Origin of the sequence: Streptomyces marinisediminis (assembly GCF_026262575.1) — a bacterium.
Taxonomy (GTDB): Bacteria; Actinomycetota; Actinomycetes; order Streptomycetales; family Streptomycetaceae; genus Streptomyces; species Streptomyces marinisediminis.
Genome location: NZ_JAPKFL010000002.1, coordinates 229,789 through 246,271, shown reverse-complemented (window position 1 = coordinate 246,271; position 16,483 = coordinate 229,789). Strand labels below are relative to the sequence as shown.

The following is a 16,483-nucleotide window of genomic DNA, read 5'->3' as shown; positions in this document are numbered from 1 at the left end:
CCGGAGAGGTGCATGTCCGACTCAGGGCCGTCCTCCTGCTCGTCCGCCCCGTCCACCCCGTCCGCCCCGTCGACCCGACCCGTCCGGTCCCCCCGGGCCGCGCCGACCGCCGACGACCCCCTCCTCCCCGGGCCGCGCGGCCCCGTCGAGGCCCCCGCCTCCGAGGCCGTCGTCGCCTCCTCGGCGGCTCCCCCCACCGCCCCGCAGCTCACCCGGCGGCAGCGCGCCGGACTGCTGCTGACCCTCGTCCTGGGCAGCCTCACCGCCCTGCCACCGCTGTCGATGGACATGTACCTGCCCGCACTGCCCGAGGTCGGCGCGGCCTTCGGCAGCCCGGCGGCCCAGGTGCAGCTCACCCTCACCACCTGCCTGCTCGGCCTCGCGCTCGGCCAGGTGGTCGTCGGTCCGATGAGCGACCGGTTCGGCCGCCGCCGCCCGCTGCTGGCGGGCATGGTCTGCTACGTGGCCGCCAGCGCCGCCTGCGCGTTCGCGCCCACGGTCGAGGCGCTGACCGCCTTCCGGCTGCTCCAGGGGCTGGCCGGGGCGGCGGCCATCGTCATCGCCCGCGCCGTCGTCCGCGACCTGTTCGACGGGCTCGCCATGGCCCGCTTCTTCTCCACTCTCCTGCTGGTCTCCGGCGTCGCCCCCGTGCTGGCGCCGGTGCTCGGCGCTCAGGTGATGCACTTCACCGACTGGCGCGGCATCTTCCTCATCCTCGCCGGGCTCGGCGTCGTGCTGACCCTGGTCACCGTGCGCTGGCTGCCGGAGACGCTGCCGCCGGCCGCCCGGCACGGCGGTGGCCTGGGGCACGCGCTGCGGACCATGCGGACGCTGCTGGCCGACCGGGTCTTCAGCGGCTACCTGCTCACCGGCTCGCTCGCCTTCGCCGCGCTGTTCGCCTACATCGCCGCCTCCCCGTTCGTCGTGCAGGAGATCTACGGCGCCTCCCCGCAGACGTTCAGCCTGCTGTTCATGGTCAACTCCGTCGGCCTCGTCGCCGTGGGCCAGCTCAACGGCAAGGTGCTCGTCGGCCGGGTGCGGCTGGACCGCGTGCTGCTCGTCGGGCTCGGTGTCACCACCGTCGCCGCCGTCGTCCTGCTGCTGCTGACGGCCGGGGTGTTCGGCGAGGTGGGGCTGGTGCCGATCGCGGGCGGGCTGTTCGTGCTCATGTCAGGCATGGCGCTGGTGCTGCCCAACGCCAACTCCCAGGGGTTGCAGCGCGCGCCGCACGCGGCCGGGTCGGCCTCGGCGCTGCTGGGCACCTCGCAGTTCCTCATCGGCGCCGTCGCCTCGCCGCTGGTGGGCGTCGCCGGCGAGCACACCGCGGTGCCGATGGCGCTCGTCCAGCTCGCCACCCTGGTCCTGGCGGGCGGCTGCTTCGTGGGGATGTGCCGGCCGTGGCGCCACCCGTCCTGACCCCGGCCGCCCCCGCGCGGGCCGGGCTCGACGCCGGGGAGCTGGCCGCCCTCGTGCGCGAGGTGGACGCCCTCCCGGCCCGGGGCTGGTGCGGCGGCGCGGTGGTGGCGGCCGGGCGCGGCCCCTACCTGGCCGTCGAGCACGCCGCGGGCTGGGCGGTGCGCTGGACCGCCGCCGGTGCCCGGGCCGCCGACCCCGAGCCGGTGCGCACGGACACGCCGTTCGACCTGGCCTCGCTCACCAAGCTCGTCACCGCCGTGCTCACCGTGCGGCAGGTGGAGCGCGGCGAGCTCGGGCTGGACGCCCCCGTCGCGCGCCACCTGCCGGAGTTCGGCGCCGCGGGCAAGGACCGCGTCACGGTGCGCGACCTGCTCACGCACACCTCCGGGCTCGCGCCCGAGCTGCCCTTCCACGACGGCCACGGCTGGGACCTGCTGTGGCGCCAGCCGCTCACCCGTACCGGCACCTGCTACTCCGACCTCGGCTTCCTCGCCCTGGGGCGGCTGCTGGAGCGGGTCACCGGGGCCCGGCTCGACGCGCTCGTGCGCGCGGAGGTCACCGGGCCGCTCGGCATGGCGCACACCGGGTTCGGGCCGGTGCCGCACGCCGCCGCCACCGAGGACCAGCGGCGGCCCCGCGCCAAGGCCGACCGGGGCCCGCTGCGCGGCGTCGTGCACGACGAGAACGCGCACGCGCTCGGCGGCGTCACCGGCCACGCGGGGCTGTTCGGCACCGCGCGGGACCTGGCCGTGCTGTGCCGGGCGCTGCTGTCCGGCGGCGGCCCCGTGCTGCGCCCGGACTCCGTCGCCCTGCTGCTGGACGCCCCCGGGCTGGGCTTCGCCGTCGACCAGCCGTGGTTCATGGGCGAGCTGGCCGGGCGCGGCGCGGCGGGCCACACCGGCTTCACCGGCACCAGCCTGGTGCTGGACCGGGCCACCGGCACCTTCCTCGTCCTGCTGGCGACCACCGTGCACCCGGTGCGCCCCGACCGGCCCGACAGCCGTCCGCGCGCCGCGGCCGCCACCCGGCTCGCCCGCGCGGTGCGCGGCCCCCTGCCGGAGTGAGGCCGCCCGCGCCGCACCCGCCGGCGCGCGCCGCCTACCCTGGCCGGGTGCACGACGAGACACTCCGCGCGGCCCTGGACGCGCTGCTGGACGGGCTGCCGCCCCGGCAGGCCACCGCCGCCGTCGACCGGCTCATCGCCAGCTACCGGGGCGTGACGCAGACCCACGCGCCGGTGCTGCGCAACCGGGCCGACGCGGTCGCCTACGCCGCCTACCGCATGCCGGCCACCCACGCCGCCGCCCGCGCCGCGCTGCGCGCGCTGGCGGCGCGCCTGCCCGGCTGGTCCCCCGCCACCCACACCGACCTCGGCGGCGGCACCGGGGCGGCCACCTGGGCCACGGCCGGAACCTGGCCCACCGGGTGCGCGAGCACCGTCGTGGACTGGGCCGAACCCGCGCTCGCGCTCGGCGCCGAGCTGGCCGGGCGGTCCCTGCCCCGGGTCGCCTGGCGGCAGGCCCGGCTGGGCGCCGACCCCGGGGTGCCGGACGCCGACCTCGTCACCGTCTCCTACGTGCTGGGCGAGCTGACCCCGGCCGACCGCACCGCCGTGGTGGACACCGCCGCGCGCGCGGGCCGGGCGGTGGTGGTCGTCGAACCGGGCACGCCGGAGGGCCACCTGCGGGTGCGCGCCGCCCGCGAGCAGCTCCTCACGGCCGGGCTGCGGGTGCTCGCGCCGTGCCCGCACGGCGCCGCGTGCCCCATCGTCCCCGGCGCGGACTGGTGCCACTTCGCCGCACGCGTCCCGCGCTCGGCCCTGCACCGCCGGGTGAAGGGGGGCACGCTGGCCTACGAGGACGAGAAGTTCTCCTACGTCGCCGCCGTCCACCCGTCGTCGGTCCGCCCCCGTACGGGCGCCGGCGAAGGGGCCGAGGGCGTGGGTGAGGCCGACGCGGGCGAAAGGGTCGAGGGGGCCGGCGCGGGCGTCGCGGGCGACGCCGCCGCGTGGTCCCGGGTCGTGCGCCACCCCCGGCTCCGCAAGGGCCAGGTGCTGCTGGACCTGTGCACGCCGCGGGGGGAGCTGACCGGCACGACCGTCACCAAGCGCGACCGCGACGCCTACCGGGCCGCGCGCGACGTGGCGTGGGGCGACACCTGGGAAGGCCCCCCGGCCCGGTAGGCCGCCGACGCGACCGCCCACCGGCCGGGCGCCCACCGGTCGTTCCGGCCCACCGGTCGTCCGGCCCACCGGCCGGGCGCGCGGTGGCGGGGCTCAGCCCCGGAGTTCGGCCGTGACGCACTTCACGCTGCCGCCGCCCTTCAGCAGTTCCGACAGGTCCACCGGCACCGGTTCGTAGCCGCGCTCCCGCAGCGGGGCGAACAGCCCGGTCGCCCCCTGGGGGAGCAGCACGTGGTGGCCGTCGCTGACGGCGTTGAGGCCCAGGGCGAGCGCGTCGGCCTCCTCGGCGACGACGGCGTCCGGGAAGAGCCGCGCGAGCACGGCCCGGCTGCCGGGGGAGAAGGCGGGCGGGTAGTACATGACCTCGGTGTCGCGCGCGTCGTCCAGCACGCACAGCGCGGTGTCCAGGTGGTAGAAGCGCGGGTCGACCAGGTCGAGGCCGACGACCGGGCGGCCGAAGAACTCCTGCGCCTCGGGGTGGGAGAGCGCGCTGCTGCGGAACCCGCGCCCGGCCAGCAGCCAGGTGGCGGTGACGGCGAAGTCGCCCTCGCCCTCGTTGACGTGGTCCGGTTCGCGGATCTCGGCGTAGCCGTGCGCGGCGTACCAGGAGCGGTGGGCGGCGGCCTCGGGGGTGCGCTCGGGGTGGGCGAAGCGGGCGCCGAGCACGCGTCCGTCGACGACGAGGGCCCCGTTGGCCGCGTAGACCATGTCCGGCAGCGCGGGGTCGGGCGCCAGCTCCTCGACGGTGTGGCCCAGGGCGCGGTAGCGGTCGCGCAGGGCCTCCCACTGCGCGACGGCCAGCGGGAGGTCGACGGGCTTGCCGGGGTCCATCCAGGGGTTGATGGAGTACGTGACACGGAAGTGCACGGGTGGGCACATCAGGAAGCGTCGGGCTGCGTACAACGAGGGCTCCTCACGGGATCGCCGTGGACGGGTGTGCCCATGGTCCTCCGTGAAGAGCCCTCCGCGCAGTGCTTCGTTCGGGTGATTCACCGGCTGCTCAGGTGCGCGACTCCCGCAGCTTGCGCAGGAGTTCGCGCTTGGCGGCCGCCGGGTCCGGCCGGGGCCCCGGGCCGCCGCGTCCGGCCCGGCCGCCGGACAGCTCCCGGCGCGAGAGGTGCCGGCGGCCGCCGCCGACGCCGAGCATGCCGTTGCCGCGTGACGTACCGCTCATGAGCGGGCCTCCTCAGAGATCGGGAACGCGGGTGCTCCGCCAGTATGAGTCGATACGTTTCGTCTCGTCAAGACGGGTCGTCTCGTCTCCTTCTTGGTACATTGCGCTCCATGGCCCCGAAGAACGCCCCCGGCACCGCGTCCGGCACCCGCGCCCCCGACGTCTCCCGCCGCAGCGAACGCTCCCGCCGCGCCATTGTGGAGGCGAGCCTGGAACTGGTCGGCGAGGTCGGTTACCACAAGCTGACCATCGAGGCCATCGCCTCCCGCGCGGGCGTCGGCAAGCAGACCATCTACCGCTGGTGGCCCTCGAAGGCCGCCGTGCTGCTCGACGCGTTCACCGCCCGCACCGAGGACGCCGACTACGACGCCGGGATACCGGACACCGGAGACCTCGCGGCCGACCTCAAGGCCGTCCTGCGCGCCACCGCCGACGAGTTCAGCGACCCCGCCTTCGAGGCCCCCTACCGGGCCCTGGCGATCGCCGGAGCGGCCGACGCGGAGCTGTCCCGCGAGTTCGCCGCCCGGCTCGACGAACCGGGCCACGCCGTCTACCTGCGACGGCTGCGGGCCGCGCAGGAGGCCGGGCAGATCCGCGGGGACGCCGACCTGCGCCTCGCCCTGGACCTGCTGCTCGCCCCGTTCTTCCAGCGCTGGCTCACCCGCCGGGGTGAGCTCTCCCACGCCTACACCGACGCCCTCGTCGACCTGGTGCTCGCCGGGCTGCGGCCGCGCGGCTGACCCGCCGGGGCCGCCCGCCGGCCCGCGCCGCCGGCCGGCGGGCGGCCCCGGCCGATTCCCGGCCGGGCCGGTGCGTTCCGTATCCTCGGGGAACTCGGCAGTGCGCGGCGGACGCCCGGCGGCGAAGGAGAGCGGATGGAACGGGAAAGCAGATTCTCCGGCTGGCTGCGCCGGCGGGGCAAGAACGCCGAGGGCCGCGCCGCCCAGGCCGCCCAGGCCCGCGAGGATCTGCTGCTGGCCGCTGCCGCCGCCGGCTTCCCGCTCGCGCCGGCCGCCCACCCGGAGGGCTACGGCTGCTCGTGCGAGCGCATCGGCTGCCCCACCCCCGCCCGGCACCCGGTCTCCTTCGCCTGGCGGACGCAGGCGACCACCGAGCCCGAGCAGGTGGTGCGGTGGGCGAGCAGCCGCCCGCAGGCCAACTTCGTCACCGCCACCGGGCTCACCCACGACGTGCTGGACGTCCCCCGGGCCGCGGGGCAGGCCGCGCTGGAACGGCTGGAGTCCACGGGCGTGGAGCCGGGGCCGGTGGCCGTGGTGGGGGAGGAGCGGATGCTCTTCTTCACCGCCACCCGCGGCACGCCCGAGGACGAGGACGAGTGGTGGCCCTGCGAACTGGACTGCCACCCCGAGACGATGGACGAGCACCCCGGGCTGCGCTGGCACTGCCGGGGCAGCTACGTGCTGGTGCCACCGGCCCGGCTGCCCGGCGTGCCCGAGGCCGAGGTGCGGTGGGTCCGGGCCCCCGAGCGCCCGCTGCCCGACCCGCTGACGCTGCTGGAGGCGCTGACCGACGCCTGCGCCGCGCACGCCCGGCAGGAGCCCGACGACGACTTCCACGACGTCCCCGGCCCGGCCGCCTGGCCCGCCCGCTGACGCCACCGGGCGGACCGCGCCCCGCGGAGCGGCCGACCGTCCGGGGCGGGGGCGGCCACCCGCCGCGCGGCCGGGGCGGTGCTACTCGCCCTCGGCCGAGACCAGGCCGGACGCCTGGTCGACGAAGACGATCCGCTCCCCGCCGTCCTCGGCGGCGTCCCGGGAGGGGACGCTGACGAGCTGCTGGTACACGTAGGCCGTCGTGAGCGACTGCCGGGCCTCGCCCTCCAGCAGCGGTTCCATCAGCCGCGGCACCTGCGGGGTGTACCCCTCGGCCATCGTCTTGCGCGTGTGCTGGTGCACGGTGAAGAAGACCGCCGCGCCCCCGTCCTCGGTCGCCAGCCCCATCGCGGGGTAGCGCTCCGGGTCGGCCGGGGTGTCCGACCACTGGTGGCGCTCGGTCGCCTTGCCGGCCGACTTCGCGCGCGTCTCGCGGCGGCCCGTGGTGGCGTCGCCCTCGGCGAAGGCGTCGCCCTCGCCGTCCTGGAGGAAGTCGGTGTAGGCCTCGCCCAGCTCGCCCGGGTCGAGCAGCAGCTCCTCCGCCTCGCCCCGGCGCAGCGCCCGGGCGTAGCCGTCGGCGTCCTCGGTGAAGCGCGGCACGTCTTCCGGCGCCAGCGTGGCCCGGTAGGCCGCGCGCCAGTCCTCGTCCACCGCGTCCCGGGTGAACATCAGCAGCCAGTGCGACTCCGTGTCGCCCGCCCGCACGCCGGTGTCGGCCAGGAAGAACTTCGGCCACGCCGCCTGCCGGGGTATGTGGAAGCGGGGGTCGGTGAACGTGAACGGCGTGTGGTCCGCGTCGCCCTCCGGTGCGACGGCCCGGTGGGCGGTGAGGGAGGCCCGCTCGATGGCGCCGAGCGCGCCCTCGGAGACCTGGCCCACGAGGTCGGGGTCGTAGGTGGCGTGCGCCTCGTTGGCGACCTCCGCGTACCGCGCCAGCACCCGCTCGGCCTCCGCCTCGGTGGTGGCCGGCACGACGGCCGTCGCGCCGTGCACCGTCACGCAGCCGGTCAGCCCCGTCAGCCCTGTCAGCGTTGTCGCCAGCGTCACCGCCACGGCCGCCACCCGCACCCGCGCCCTCATGCCACGCCCTCCCCGAAGCCCGTAGCCGACGTCCCTCGCAGGGCGCAGACTACCCCGCCCGAGCGCCGCCTCCCGCGCGCGGGGCGGGCCGTCGCGGAGCCCCTCGACCGCCGTGCGGGGCGGGCCGTGCGGCGTGGTTCACGGCAGCGTCAGGATCTCCGCGCCCGTCGGTGTCACGACCAGGGTGTGCTCGAACTGGGCGGTGCGCCGGCGGTCCTTCGTCACGACCGTCCAGCCGTCCTCCCACATCTCCCACTCGTGGGTGCCGAGGGTCAGCATGGGCTCGATGGTGAACGTCATGCCCGGCTCGATCACGGTCGTGGCCCGGGGGTCGTCGTAGTGCGGGACGATCAGCCCGGAGTGGAACGAGGTGTTGATGCCGTGCCCGGTGAAGTCGCGCACGACGCCGTAGCCGAAGCGCTGGGCGTAGGCCTCGATGACGCGCCCGATGACGTTGAGCTGCCGCCCCGGCCGCACCGCCTTGATCGCCCGGTTCAGCGCCTCCCGGGTGCGCTCCACGAGCTGCCGTGAGGTCTCGTCCACCTCGCCGCACAGGAAGGTGGCGTTGGTGTCCCCGTGCACGCCGTCGAGGTAGGCGGTGACGTCGAGGTTCACGATGTCGCCGTCGCGCAGCACGGTGGAGTCCGGGATGCCGTGGCAGATCACCTCGTTGACGGAGCTGCACAGCGACTTGGGGAACGCGCGGTAGCCCAGGGTGGAGGGGTAGGCGCCGTGGTCGCACAGGTAGGCGTGCGCGACCTCGTCGAGCCGGTCGGTCGTCACGCCGGGCGCGATGTGGCGGGCGGCCTCGGCCAGCGCTCCGGCGGCGACCCGGCCGGCCGCCCGCATGCGCTCGACCGTCTCGGCGTCCTGCACCTCGGGGCCGGTGTAGGGCGCGGGGGCGTCCTTGCCCACGTACTCCGGTCGGGGGATCGACGCGGGGACGGTGCGGCGCGGGGAGAGCGTTCCGGGGACGAGCAGCGACTGGCCAGACATGGGCGCGAGTCTAACCGTGGTGGCACCGGCGGCGGTGGGGCAGCATGACGGGCATGGCTCTCTTCCAGCGCAGGACTCCGGGCAAACCGGGTGAGTGGTACTACTGCCTCAAGCACGGCACCGTCGAGGAAGGCCCGCAGTGCCGCGCCCTCGACCGCTTCGGCCCCTACGCCAGCCGCGAGGAGGCCGCCCACGCGATGGAGACGGCCCGCGAGCGCAACCAGGAGTGGCGCGAGGAGGACGCGCGCTGGCGCGGGGAGGACGGCGACGAGGACGGCCCCGGCGCCCGGCCCTGACGCCCGCCGGCACCCGGCCCCGCCCGCCGTGCCCCGCGGCCCCGCGCCGTGCCCCGCGGCCCCGGGCGGCGGCGCCCGGCGCGGGGCGCGCGGAGTACCGGCCGGTAGGGTGCGGTGGGAGGCGGGCTGGCAGGATCGGGGGATGACCTCGACATCAGCGAAGAAGGACCCGTGGGACCTGCCGGACGTCAGCGGGCTCACCGTCGGCGTGCTGGGCGGAACCGGTGACCAGGGCCGGGGGCTGGCCTACCGGCTGGCGAAGGCCGGGCAGCCGGTGATCATCGGCTCCCGGGCCGCGGAACGGGCACGGGCGGCGGCCGAGGAGCTCGGCCACGGTGTGACGGGCGCGGACAACGCCGCCTGTGCGGCGCGCGCGGACGTCGTCATCGTCGCCGTTCCCTGGGACGGGCACGCGGCCACGCTGGGGGGCCTGCGCGCGGAGCTGGCCGGGAAGCTGGTCGTGGACTGCGTCAACCCGCTCGGCTTCGACAAGAAGGGCGCGTACGCGCTGAAGCCGGCGGAGGGCAGTGCCGCCGAGCAGGCGGCCGCGCTGCTGCCCGACGCGCGGGTCACGGCGGCCTTCCACCACCTGTCGGCGGTGCTGCTCCAGGACCCGGCGGTCGAGACGATCGACACCGACGTCATGGTGCTCGGCGAGGACCGGGCCGACTGCGCGATCGTGCAGGCGCTGGCCGGACGCGTCCCCGGCATGCGCGGAGTGTTCGCCGGGCGGCTGCGCAACGCCCACCAGGTCGAGTCCCTGGTGGCCAACCTCATCTCGGTCAACCGCCGTTACCGCGCCCACGCCGGAGTGCGGCTCACCGACGTCTGAGCCCAGCGGGGCAGGGGGCGGACCCGGCGGGGCGTGGGGGACAATGGAGGCGTATCCGCACTGTCTCCGCCGTGAACGGGAGCCGCACCCCATGCCCCGCATCGCCCTGTACGCCCTCGTCGTCTGCGTGCTCGCCACGGCGGCCGCCGCGGTCTCCTTCGCGCACGGCAGCTTCCTCGGCGTGGTGTGGGTCCTGATGCTCGGCGTCGCGTCGAACATCGCCTGGTTCCACTGGCGCCGCTACCGCGTGGAGCGGGCCCGCGGCGCGGCGGACTCCACCGCGCCGTGACCGGCGGGCGGCGTGGCGTTCCCGCCGCGCCGCCCGCCGCCCGGGCTCAGTGGAAGGTGTGCTCCTCGGCCGGGAACGCGCCGCCCGCGACGTCCTCGGCGAACGCCCGCGCCGCGCCGCCCAGCGTCTCCCGCAGGGCGGCGTACTCCCGGACGAAGCGCGGCATCCGGCCCGGGGTCAGCCCGGCCATGTCCGTCCACACCAGGACCTGCGCGTCACACGCCGCGCCGGCGCCGATGCCGATGGTGGGCACGTGCAGCGAGCGGGTGACCTCGGCCGCCAGCTCGGCGGGCACCAGCTCCAGCACGACGGCGGAGGCGCCCGCGTCCTGGGCGGCCTTCGCGTCCCGCAGCAGGCGGTGCGCGGCCTCGTCGCCGCGGCCCTGCACCCGGTGGCCCAGGGTGTGCACCGACTGCGGGGTGAGCCCCAGGTGGGCCATGACGGGGATGCCGGCGGACACCAGCAGCTCCGTCTGCGCCAGCGAGCGCTCGCCGCCCTCCAGCTTCACGGCGCCGACCCCGGCCTCCTTCACCAGCCGCGTCGCGCTGCGCAGCGCCTGCGTCGGGCCCTCCTGGTAGGCGCCGAACGGCAGGTCGCCGACGATGAGCGCGCGGCGCGTGCCGCGCACGACGGCGGCCGAGAGCATGGCCATCTGGTCGAGGGTCACCGGCACGGTGGACTCGTAGCCGAGGTGGCAGTTGCCCGCCGAGTCCCCGACGAGCAGGACGGGGATGCCCGCCTCGTCGAACACCGAGGCGGTCATCGCGTCGTAGGCGGTCAGCATGGGCCACTTCTCGCCGCGCGCCTTGGCGGCGGCGAGGTCGCGGACGGTGATGCGCCGGTTCTGGGTACCGCCGTACAGCGCCGTGGGGGACTGGCTGCTGTCGGCGGCCGCGTGGGCATGCGTCATGGCGGGAACTCCTGTGGTGTCGTCTCGAAGCGCCCTGACGGCGTCTCCGGATCTCCCTCCCCATGGTGGCACTCCGTGCCGGTCGGGGGAAGGGGCGTGGGGCGCGTGGCCCGTGGGCGGCGGCCGGTGCGCGGCCTTGGAACTGCGCGGGCGGGGGCGTTCGTCTGATCACTCGGTACGGTCGCCGCTGGGCCGCCGTACCGTCGGCTCCCTCCGTCGGCCGGACGTCCCCTGTGGTTCGTGCTTCCATGGCGGACGGGGAGTCAGCACGACCGAACCACCGGCAGGCAGTGAGGACAGCGCATGGCACGGGCTTACACGGCGCAGGAGTCGGACCTGGCGGCGGAGGGCGCGGAGACCGCCGCCGATCGCCCCGGCGCCGTCGACGGCCGTCCCGCGCACGGCGGGCGGGGTCCGGGCGCCTGGCGGCGTGACTGGCGGCGGGACTGGCGCGGCCCGGGCGCCTGGCGGCGCGGCTGGGTCGTCGCGGCGCTGGCCCTGCTGCTGTGCGGCGTGCTGGCCCTGCACGCGCGGGTGCCCAACGCCGTGGGCAACCTCGGCAGCCTCGTGGAGACGTTCCTGCCCTGGGCGGGCCTGGGCGTGCCGCTGCTGGGGCTGTGCGCGCTGCTGCGCAGGTCATGGACGGCGCTGGCCGCGCTCCTGCTGCCCGCGGTGGTGTGGTCCGGCATGTTCGGCGGGCTGATCACCGACAAGACCGGGGACGGCGGCGACCTCACCGTCGTCACCCACAACGTCGACGCGGGCAACCCCGATCCCGAACGGACCGCCCGCGACCTCGCCGAGTCCGGCGCGGACGTGCTGGCGCTGGAGGAGCTGCCCGTGCGCTCCACCGACCTCTACCGGCGCACGCTGGCCGAGACCCACCCGTTCCAGGCCGTCGAGGGCACCATCGGCGTCTTCAGCAAGTACCCGCTGCGGGACACCGCGCCGGTGGACATCAAGATCGGCTGGACGCGGGCGCTGCGCACCACGGTCGACGCCCCGCGGGGCGAGGTGGCCGTGTTCGCCGCGCACCTGCCCTCGGTGCGCGTGAAGGTCGCGGCGGGCTTCACCGCCCGGGAGCGCGACGACGCGGCCGAGCAGCTCGGCCAGGCGATCGCGGCGGAGCCGCTGGACCGCGTGGTGCTCCTCGGCGACCTCAACGGCACCATGAACGACCGGGCGCTGGCCCCGGTGACGGCGCAGATGCGCTCCACCCAGGGTGCGGCCGGGGCCGGCTTCGGCTTCAGCTGGCCCGCGTCGTTCCCGATGACGCGGATCGACCAGATCATGGTGCGCGGCGTGGAGCCGGTGTCCTCGTGGACCCTGCCGGCCACCGGCAGCGACCACCTCCCCCTCGCCGCCTCCCTCACCCTGTGACCGACTCCGCGCGCTCCGGCGGGCCGGTGGCGCGCCATCCCGGCGGCCCCGCGCTCCGGCGGGCCGGTGGCGCACGGCTCGGGCGGCCCGGGACTCCGGCGGCCCGACGGGCTGCCGCCCCGGCGTCCCCTGCGCCGGTGCCCTCTCCGCCCGGCGCCCCGCCGCCCCCGCGCCCGGCCGGGCTGGTGCCCCGGCGGACCAGCGGCCTCCCCGCTCCGGGCGCGCCCTGCCTCCTCGCCGCTCCCGCGGGCTTGAACAAGGCGCAGGCCGCGCCCACGCTGGCCTCCGCCTCCAACCACTCCGCGTTCAACCTGGCCAACGCGGGCGGCGCGTGGCTCGGCGGCGTCGCCGTCTCCGCCGGGTGGGGGTGGACGTCGCCCTCGCTGGTCGGTGCCGTGCTGGCCGCCGTCGGCCTGGGCATCGCGGTGCTGGCGGGGGTGCTGGACCGGAGCGGGCGCGGCTCGCGCGTCGTGGCCCGCGGCGCGGGGGGCCGGGCCCGGACCCGGGTGTGAACCGGCCGCGCGCCCGGTCCGGCGCTCAGTCCAGCGCGCGCAGGGCCAGCGCCGTCACGACGCCGTAGGCCAGGTGGGGCACGATGTCCGACACCCAGCTCTCCCCGCCCCACTCGCGCGGGTCGGTGACGCCCAGCCCGGCGGCCGGGACGTCGCTGCCGGCCATCGCCAGCGCCCCGAGCAGCGGCCCGTCCAGCCAGGCCGGGAGCCTGACGCCGGCGCCGCGCAGCAGGCCGTAGGCCGTGCCGACGCCCAGCCCCGTCGCCAGGCCCAGCAGGGCCCCGGCGGCCTGCTCCCGGTTGCCGGCGTCCTCCTCCCCGCCGAGGTCGACGCCCGCCCGGTCGGCGAGCCGGTCGGCCACGTCGGCGGGCACCTCGCTGGAGGGGCGGGCGCGCAGCAGCATGTCGCCGTAGGTGACGAGGTTCAACACGGTCGTGCCCGCGGCACCCGCGAGCAGCCCCTTGGTCAGTGCGTGCATGCCCCAGGGGTTACCGCCCGCGCCGAAGTCAACCGCGCTCGGTCGCGCCGGTGTCCGGCCGCGCCGCCCAGGCGCCGGCGTTCGGCCGCGTGCCCGGCGTTCGGCCGGCCGGCTCGACCGTGACGCGGGCCCGCTCAGCCGGCGGGCGCCTCGCGCCAGGCGTTCGTGACGGGCAGGCGGCGGTCCTTGCCGAAGCCCTTGGGGGAGATCTTGGTGCCCGGCGGGTACTGGCGCCGCTTGTACTCGGCGGCGTCCGTCATCCGCAGCACCCGCGTCACCAGGTCGGCGTCGAAGCCCCGCGCGACGATCTCGGCCGCGCCCAGGTCCCGGTCGACGTACAGCTCCAGCACGGCGTCCAGGACCTCGTAGTCGGGCAGGGAGTCGGCGTCCACCTGGCCGGGGCGCAGCTCCGCGCTGGGCGGCTTGGCGATCGAGTTCTCCGGGATCGGCGGTGTCTGGCCGCGCTCGACGGCCGCGGCGTTGCGCCAGCGGGCGAGGGCGAAGACGGTCGTCTTGTAGACGTCCTTGATGGGGCCGTAGGCGCCCACCGAGTCCCCGTACAGGGTCGAGTAGCCGCACGCCAGCTCGGACTTGTTGCCCGGGGCCAGCACGATGTGGCCCTCCTGGTTGGACAGGCCCATCAGCAGGGTGCCGCGCAGCCGCGCCTGGAGGTTCTCCTCGGCCACCCCGTTCAGCCCCAGCGCCTCCTGGTAGGCGTCGAACATCGGCCCGATGGGGACGGTGCGGAAGTTCAGCCCCGTGCGCCGCGCCAGCTCGGCCGCGTCGTCGCGGGAGTGCTGGGAGGAGTAGCGCGAGGGCATGGAGACGCCGTACACGTTCCCCGGGCCGACGGCGTCGCAGGCGAGCGCGGCCGTCAGCGCGGAGTCGATGCCGCCGGAGAGCCCGATGAGCACCGAGCGGAAGCCGTTCTTGGCCACGTAGGCGCGCAGGCCCACCACCAGGGCGGTGTAGATCTCCTCGTCGTCGCCCAGCCGCTCGGCCTCCGCGCCGCGCACGCTCGGCTCGTAGCGCGGCAGCGGGTCGCCGGAGAGCACCCGGTGGTCGACGCGCAGCCCGTCGGCCACGGTGCCCGACGGCGGCTCGGTGGCGGCCGCGGGCAGCTCCAGGTCGAGCAGGACGCAGCCCTCGGCGAACTGCGGCGCCCGCGCCAGCACCTCGCCCTCCGCGTCCACCACGATCGAGTCGCCGTCGAAGACCAGCTCGTCCTGACCGCCGATCATCGCCAGGTAGGCCGTGGTGCAGCCGGCTTCCCGGGCGCGCCTGCGCACCAGGTCCAGCCGCGTGTCGTCCTTGTCCCGCTCGTAGGGGGAGGCGTTGACGGACAGCAGCAGCCCGGCGCCCGCGTCGCGCGCGGCGGGCACCCGGCCGCCGTCTTGCCACAGGTCCTCGCAGATGGCCAGCGCCACGTCCACGCCGTGCACCCGCACCACGGGCAGGGTGTCGCCCGGCACGAAGTAGCGGAACTCGTCGAAGACGCCGTAGTTGGGCAGGTGGTGCTTGGCGAGGGTCAGCACCACCTCGCCGCGGTGCAGCACCGCGGCGGCGTTCCGCGGCGCCCCGGCCGGCTGGCCGTAGCGGGGGCCGTGCTGCTCGGCGCGGTCCAGGTAGCCGACGACGACCGGCACCTCGCCCAGCTCCTCGCGCACCAGCCGGGCGGCGAGCGCGGTCAGCGCCGCGCGGCTGGCCGCCACGAACGACGAGCGCAGCGCGAGGTCCTCGACCGGGTACCCGGTGAGCATCATCTCCGGGAAGGCCACCAGGTGCGCGCCCTGCTCCGCGGCGTGCCGCGTCCAGTGCACGACCGCCTCGGCGTTGCGGGCGAGGTCCCCTACGGTGGCGTCGATCTGGTTCAGGGCGAGTCGAAGTTGAGGCACGCCCCCAGAGTAACCGTCACTCTGACGCGATATCCGGGCCGGGCCGCCTCCCGCCGCTGTGGACAGCGCCTTCACCCGGCGTGAGCATGGAACGAGAGCCCGGCCCGCGGGGAGGGTACGTGCGGGGAATGCGGGCGGGCACGTGCGTAAGGCCCGTGAGCGGGGAACGCGGGAGGGGAAGGCGCAGTCGGCGGAGTGCCGGGCAGCCGGGAGGTGTGCGAGTGGACTGGTGGGTGTGGCTTCTGGTCGCGGCCGCGGCTGTGATCGTGCTCGTCGGCACGGCGCTGTGGGTCCAGGCCCGGCGGCGCGGCGGCGGCGTGATCGCCGTGCGCGGCTCCGCGCGGCGCGGTCCGACGGGCGGAAGCGGAGAGGGTGGCGGATGACGGTGTTGATGCTCGCGACGGAGCTGGCCAAGCGGCCGGTGGTCACCCTCGCGGGGGAGGCCGTGGCACAGGTGAAGGACGTCGTGTTCGACAGCGGCGGCGGCCGCGTGGGCGCGTTCACGCTCAGCGGCCGGGGGCTGTTCTCGGGGCCGATGAAGCGGGCGCTGCCCTGGTCCGGGGTCACCGGGCTGGGTGAGGACGCCGTCATGATCCGCGGCGAGGAGGTCCTGGAGGACCGCAAGGAGGTCGTCGAGCGCTCCGGCCCCGGCGGCGGGGACGTGCTGGGCGCCCGCGTGCTGAGCGACGCCGGTGTGGAGCTGGGCAGGGTCACCGACGTCGTGATCGAGGTGACGCGGGAGGCGGCCGCGGTGGCCGGGTACCAGGTCGACTCCACCGAGGCCCTCGGCCACCGGGAGCGCACGGTCTACCTGCCGCTGGCCGGGACGCTCGCGATCTCCGGCGAGGCGCTGCTCGTCCCCGCGCCGGCCGCCGAGTACGTCGCGGAGGACCTGCCGGGGTTCGCCGAGCGGGTCCGCGCGTTCCGCACCCGGACGACGGAGGCGTGATGCTCCTTACCCAGCTGACCGGCCTGTCGGTGGTGAGCGCGGCGGACGCCACGTCCGTGGGCGTCGCGGACGGCATCGTGATCGACCCCGGGGGCCGCCGCGTGGCCGCCCTGCGGCTGAAGAAGACCGGGTCCGGTTCCTACCTGCCCTGGTCCGGGGTGCGGGCCGTGGGGCGCGACGCGGTGCTGGCCGCCGGCGCGGACGCCCTGCGCGACGTGGAGGGCGAGCTGAAGCGGCTGGCCGAGGCGTGCGGCGAGCTGATCGGCAAGCGCGTCCTGACCGACGCCGGGGCCGAGGCCGGCACCGTCCGCGACGTCGACGTCGACCCGGACTCCGGCACGGTCCTGGCCCTGCACACCACCCGGGCGGAGGTACCGGGCGCCGCCCTCCTCGGCATCGGCGGCCACGCGGTCGTCGTCCGCGCGTAGTCCCCGGGGCCGTCCGCGCCCGCGCGCCGCCCCGCCCACGGCCGACACCGCCA

Annotated in this window: 19 protein-coding genes and 1 pseudogene; 13 read left to right on the top strand and 7 right to left on the bottom strand. The window is 76.4% G+C overall.

What is annotated here, in order from left to right; genetic code table 11:
* Positions 1-12 precede the first annotated feature (12 nt).
* Genes OSB71_RS02750 through OSB71_RS02740 form a run of 3 tightly spaced genes read left to right on the top strand, consistent with a single transcriptional unit; the run spans position 13 to position 3,598 of the window.
* On the top strand, positions 13-1,416 hold the full coding sequence (locus OSB71_RS02750; protein WP_265943736.1) for a multidrug effflux MFS transporter: 1,404 nt from the start codon (positions 13-15) through the stop codon (positions 1,414-1,416).
* Complete coding sequence (locus OSB71_RS02745) at positions 1,398-2,480, top strand: serine hydrolase domain-containing protein (RefSeq protein WP_265943734.1); 1,083 nt, start codon at positions 1,398-1,400, stop codon at positions 2,478-2,480. Before OSB71_RS02750 ends, OSB71_RS02745 begins: the two co-directional genes overlap by 19 nt.
* 47 nt (positions 2,481-2,527) lie before the next feature.
* Entirely contained in the window at positions 2,528-3,598 is a 1,071-nt protein-coding gene (locus tag OSB71_RS02740; protein ID WP_265943732.1) for a small ribosomal subunit Rsm22 family protein, read from the top strand.
* A gap of 93 nt (positions 3,599-3,691) precedes the next feature.
* Here OSB71_RS02740 and ddaH read toward each other — a convergent pair whose 3' ends face one another.
* On the bottom strand, positions 3,692-4,501 hold the full coding sequence (gene ddaH / locus OSB71_RS02735) for a dimethylargininase (protein ID WP_336923218.1): 810 nt from the start codon (positions 4,499-4,501) through the stop codon (positions 3,692-3,694).
* 97 nt (positions 4,502-4,598) lie between these two features.
* On the bottom strand, positions 4,599-4,772 hold the full coding sequence (locus OSB71_RS02730) for a DUF6243 family protein (protein WP_323055242.1): 174 nt from the start codon (positions 4,770-4,772) through the stop codon (positions 4,599-4,601).
* 110 nt (positions 4,773-4,882) lie between these two features.
* On the opposite strand from OSB71_RS02730, the gene OSB71_RS02725 reads away from it, so the two are divergent.
* Positions 4,883-5,512 carry a TetR/AcrR family transcriptional regulator gene (locus tag OSB71_RS02725; RefSeq protein WP_265943730.1) on the top strand — a complete coding sequence of 210 codons (630 nt, stop codon included), beginning with the start codon at positions 4,883-4,885 and terminating at the stop codon, positions 5,510-5,512.
* A gap of 135 nt (positions 5,513-5,647) precedes the next feature.
* Positions 5,648-6,385, top strand: coding sequence for a bifunctional DNA primase/polymerase (locus OSB71_RS02720; protein WP_265943728.1), 738 nt, complete (start codon positions 5,648-5,650; stop codon positions 6,383-6,385).
* Between the two features lie 81 nt (positions 6,386-6,466).
* Here OSB71_RS02720 and OSB71_RS02715 read toward each other — a convergent pair whose 3' ends face one another.
* Together OSB71_RS02715 and map are read right to left on the bottom strand one after the other, a co-directional pair.
* Positions 6,467-7,465, bottom strand: coding sequence for an SCO2278 family lipoprotein (locus tag OSB71_RS02715; RefSeq protein ID WP_265943727.1), 999 nt, complete (start codon positions 7,463-7,465; stop codon positions 6,467-6,469).
* A gap of 138 nt (positions 7,466-7,603) precedes the next feature.
* Positions 7,604-8,461, bottom strand: coding sequence for a type I methionyl aminopeptidase (map, locus tag OSB71_RS02710; protein WP_265943724.1), 858 nt, complete (start codon positions 8,459-8,461; stop codon positions 7,604-7,606).
* A gap of 53 nt (positions 8,462-8,514) precedes the next feature.
* On the opposite strand from map, the gene OSB71_RS02705 reads away from it, so the two are divergent.
* The 3 genes from OSB71_RS02705 to OSB71_RS02695 all read left to right on the top strand — a co-directional run bounded on the left by OSB71_RS02705 (position 8,515) and on the right by OSB71_RS02695 (position 9,878).
* Positions 8,515-8,757, top strand: a complete 243-nt coding sequence (locus tag OSB71_RS02705; protein ID WP_265943722.1) for a hypothetical protein — start codon at positions 8,515-8,517, stop codon at positions 8,755-8,757.
* 142 nt (positions 8,758-8,899) lie between these two features.
* Entirely contained in the window at positions 8,900-9,589 is a 690-nt protein-coding gene (npdG, locus tag OSB71_RS02700) for an NADPH-dependent F420 reductase (RefSeq protein WP_265943720.1), read from the top strand.
* Between the two features lie 91 nt (positions 9,590-9,680).
* Entirely contained in the window at positions 9,681-9,878 is a 198-nt protein-coding gene (locus OSB71_RS02695) for a hypothetical protein (RefSeq protein ID WP_265943718.1), read from the top strand.
* Between the two features lie 46 nt (positions 9,879-9,924).
* On the opposite strand, the gene panB is transcribed toward OSB71_RS02695, so the two are convergent.
* Entirely contained in the window at positions 9,925-10,788 is an 864-nt protein-coding gene (gene panB, locus OSB71_RS02690; RefSeq protein WP_265943716.1) for a 3-methyl-2-oxobutanoate hydroxymethyltransferase, read from the bottom strand.
* Between the two features lie 303 nt (positions 10,789-11,091).
* Between panB and OSB71_RS02685 the strand changes: the two genes are divergently transcribed.
* Positions 11,092-12,168, top strand: coding sequence for an endonuclease/exonuclease/phosphatase family protein (locus OSB71_RS02685; RefSeq protein WP_265943714.1), 1,077 nt, complete (start codon positions 11,092-11,094; stop codon positions 12,166-12,168).
* A gap of 251 nt (positions 12,169-12,419) precedes the next feature.
* A pseudogene (locus OSB71_RS02680) lies at positions 12,420-12,680 on the top strand (MFS transporter); the annotation flags it as partial.
* Positions 12,681-12,705: 25 nt separating this feature from the next.
* On the opposite strand, the gene OSB71_RS02675 reads toward OSB71_RS02680, so the two are convergent.
* Positions 12,706-13,158: a hypothetical protein gene (locus tag OSB71_RS02675; protein ID WP_265943712.1), complete on the bottom strand. Its 453-nt coding sequence runs from the start codon at positions 13,156-13,158 to the stop codon at positions 12,706-12,708.
* A gap of 134 nt (positions 13,159-13,292) precedes the next feature.
* Positions 13,293-15,053 (bottom strand): NAD+ synthase, encoded by a 1,761-nt coding sequence (locus OSB71_RS02670; RefSeq protein ID WP_265943710.1) that lies wholly within the window; start codon positions 15,051-15,053, stop codon positions 13,293-13,295.
* 221 nt (positions 15,054-15,274) lie between these two features.
* On the opposite strand from OSB71_RS02670, the gene OSB71_RS02665 reads away from it, so the two are divergent.
* Genes OSB71_RS02665 through OSB71_RS02655 form a run of 3 tightly spaced genes read left to right on the top strand, consistent with a single transcriptional unit; the run spans position 15,275 to position 16,430 of the window.
* Positions 15,275-15,436, top strand: coding sequence for a hypothetical protein (locus OSB71_RS02665; RefSeq protein ID WP_265943708.1), 162 nt, complete (start codon positions 15,275-15,277; stop codon positions 15,434-15,436).
* Positions 15,433-16,002: a PRC-barrel domain-containing protein gene (locus OSB71_RS02660; protein ID WP_265943706.1), complete on the top strand. Its 570-nt coding sequence runs from the start codon at positions 15,433-15,435 to the stop codon at positions 16,000-16,002. The genes OSB71_RS02665 and OSB71_RS02660 overlap by 4 nt, the downstream gene beginning before the upstream one ends.
* Positions 16,002-16,430: a PRC-barrel domain-containing protein gene (locus tag OSB71_RS02655; RefSeq protein WP_265943705.1), complete on the top strand. Its 429-nt coding sequence runs from the start codon at positions 16,002-16,004 to the stop codon at positions 16,428-16,430. The genes OSB71_RS02660 and OSB71_RS02655 overlap by 1 nt, the downstream gene beginning before the upstream one ends.
* Positions 16,431-16,483: the final 53 nt, after the last annotated feature.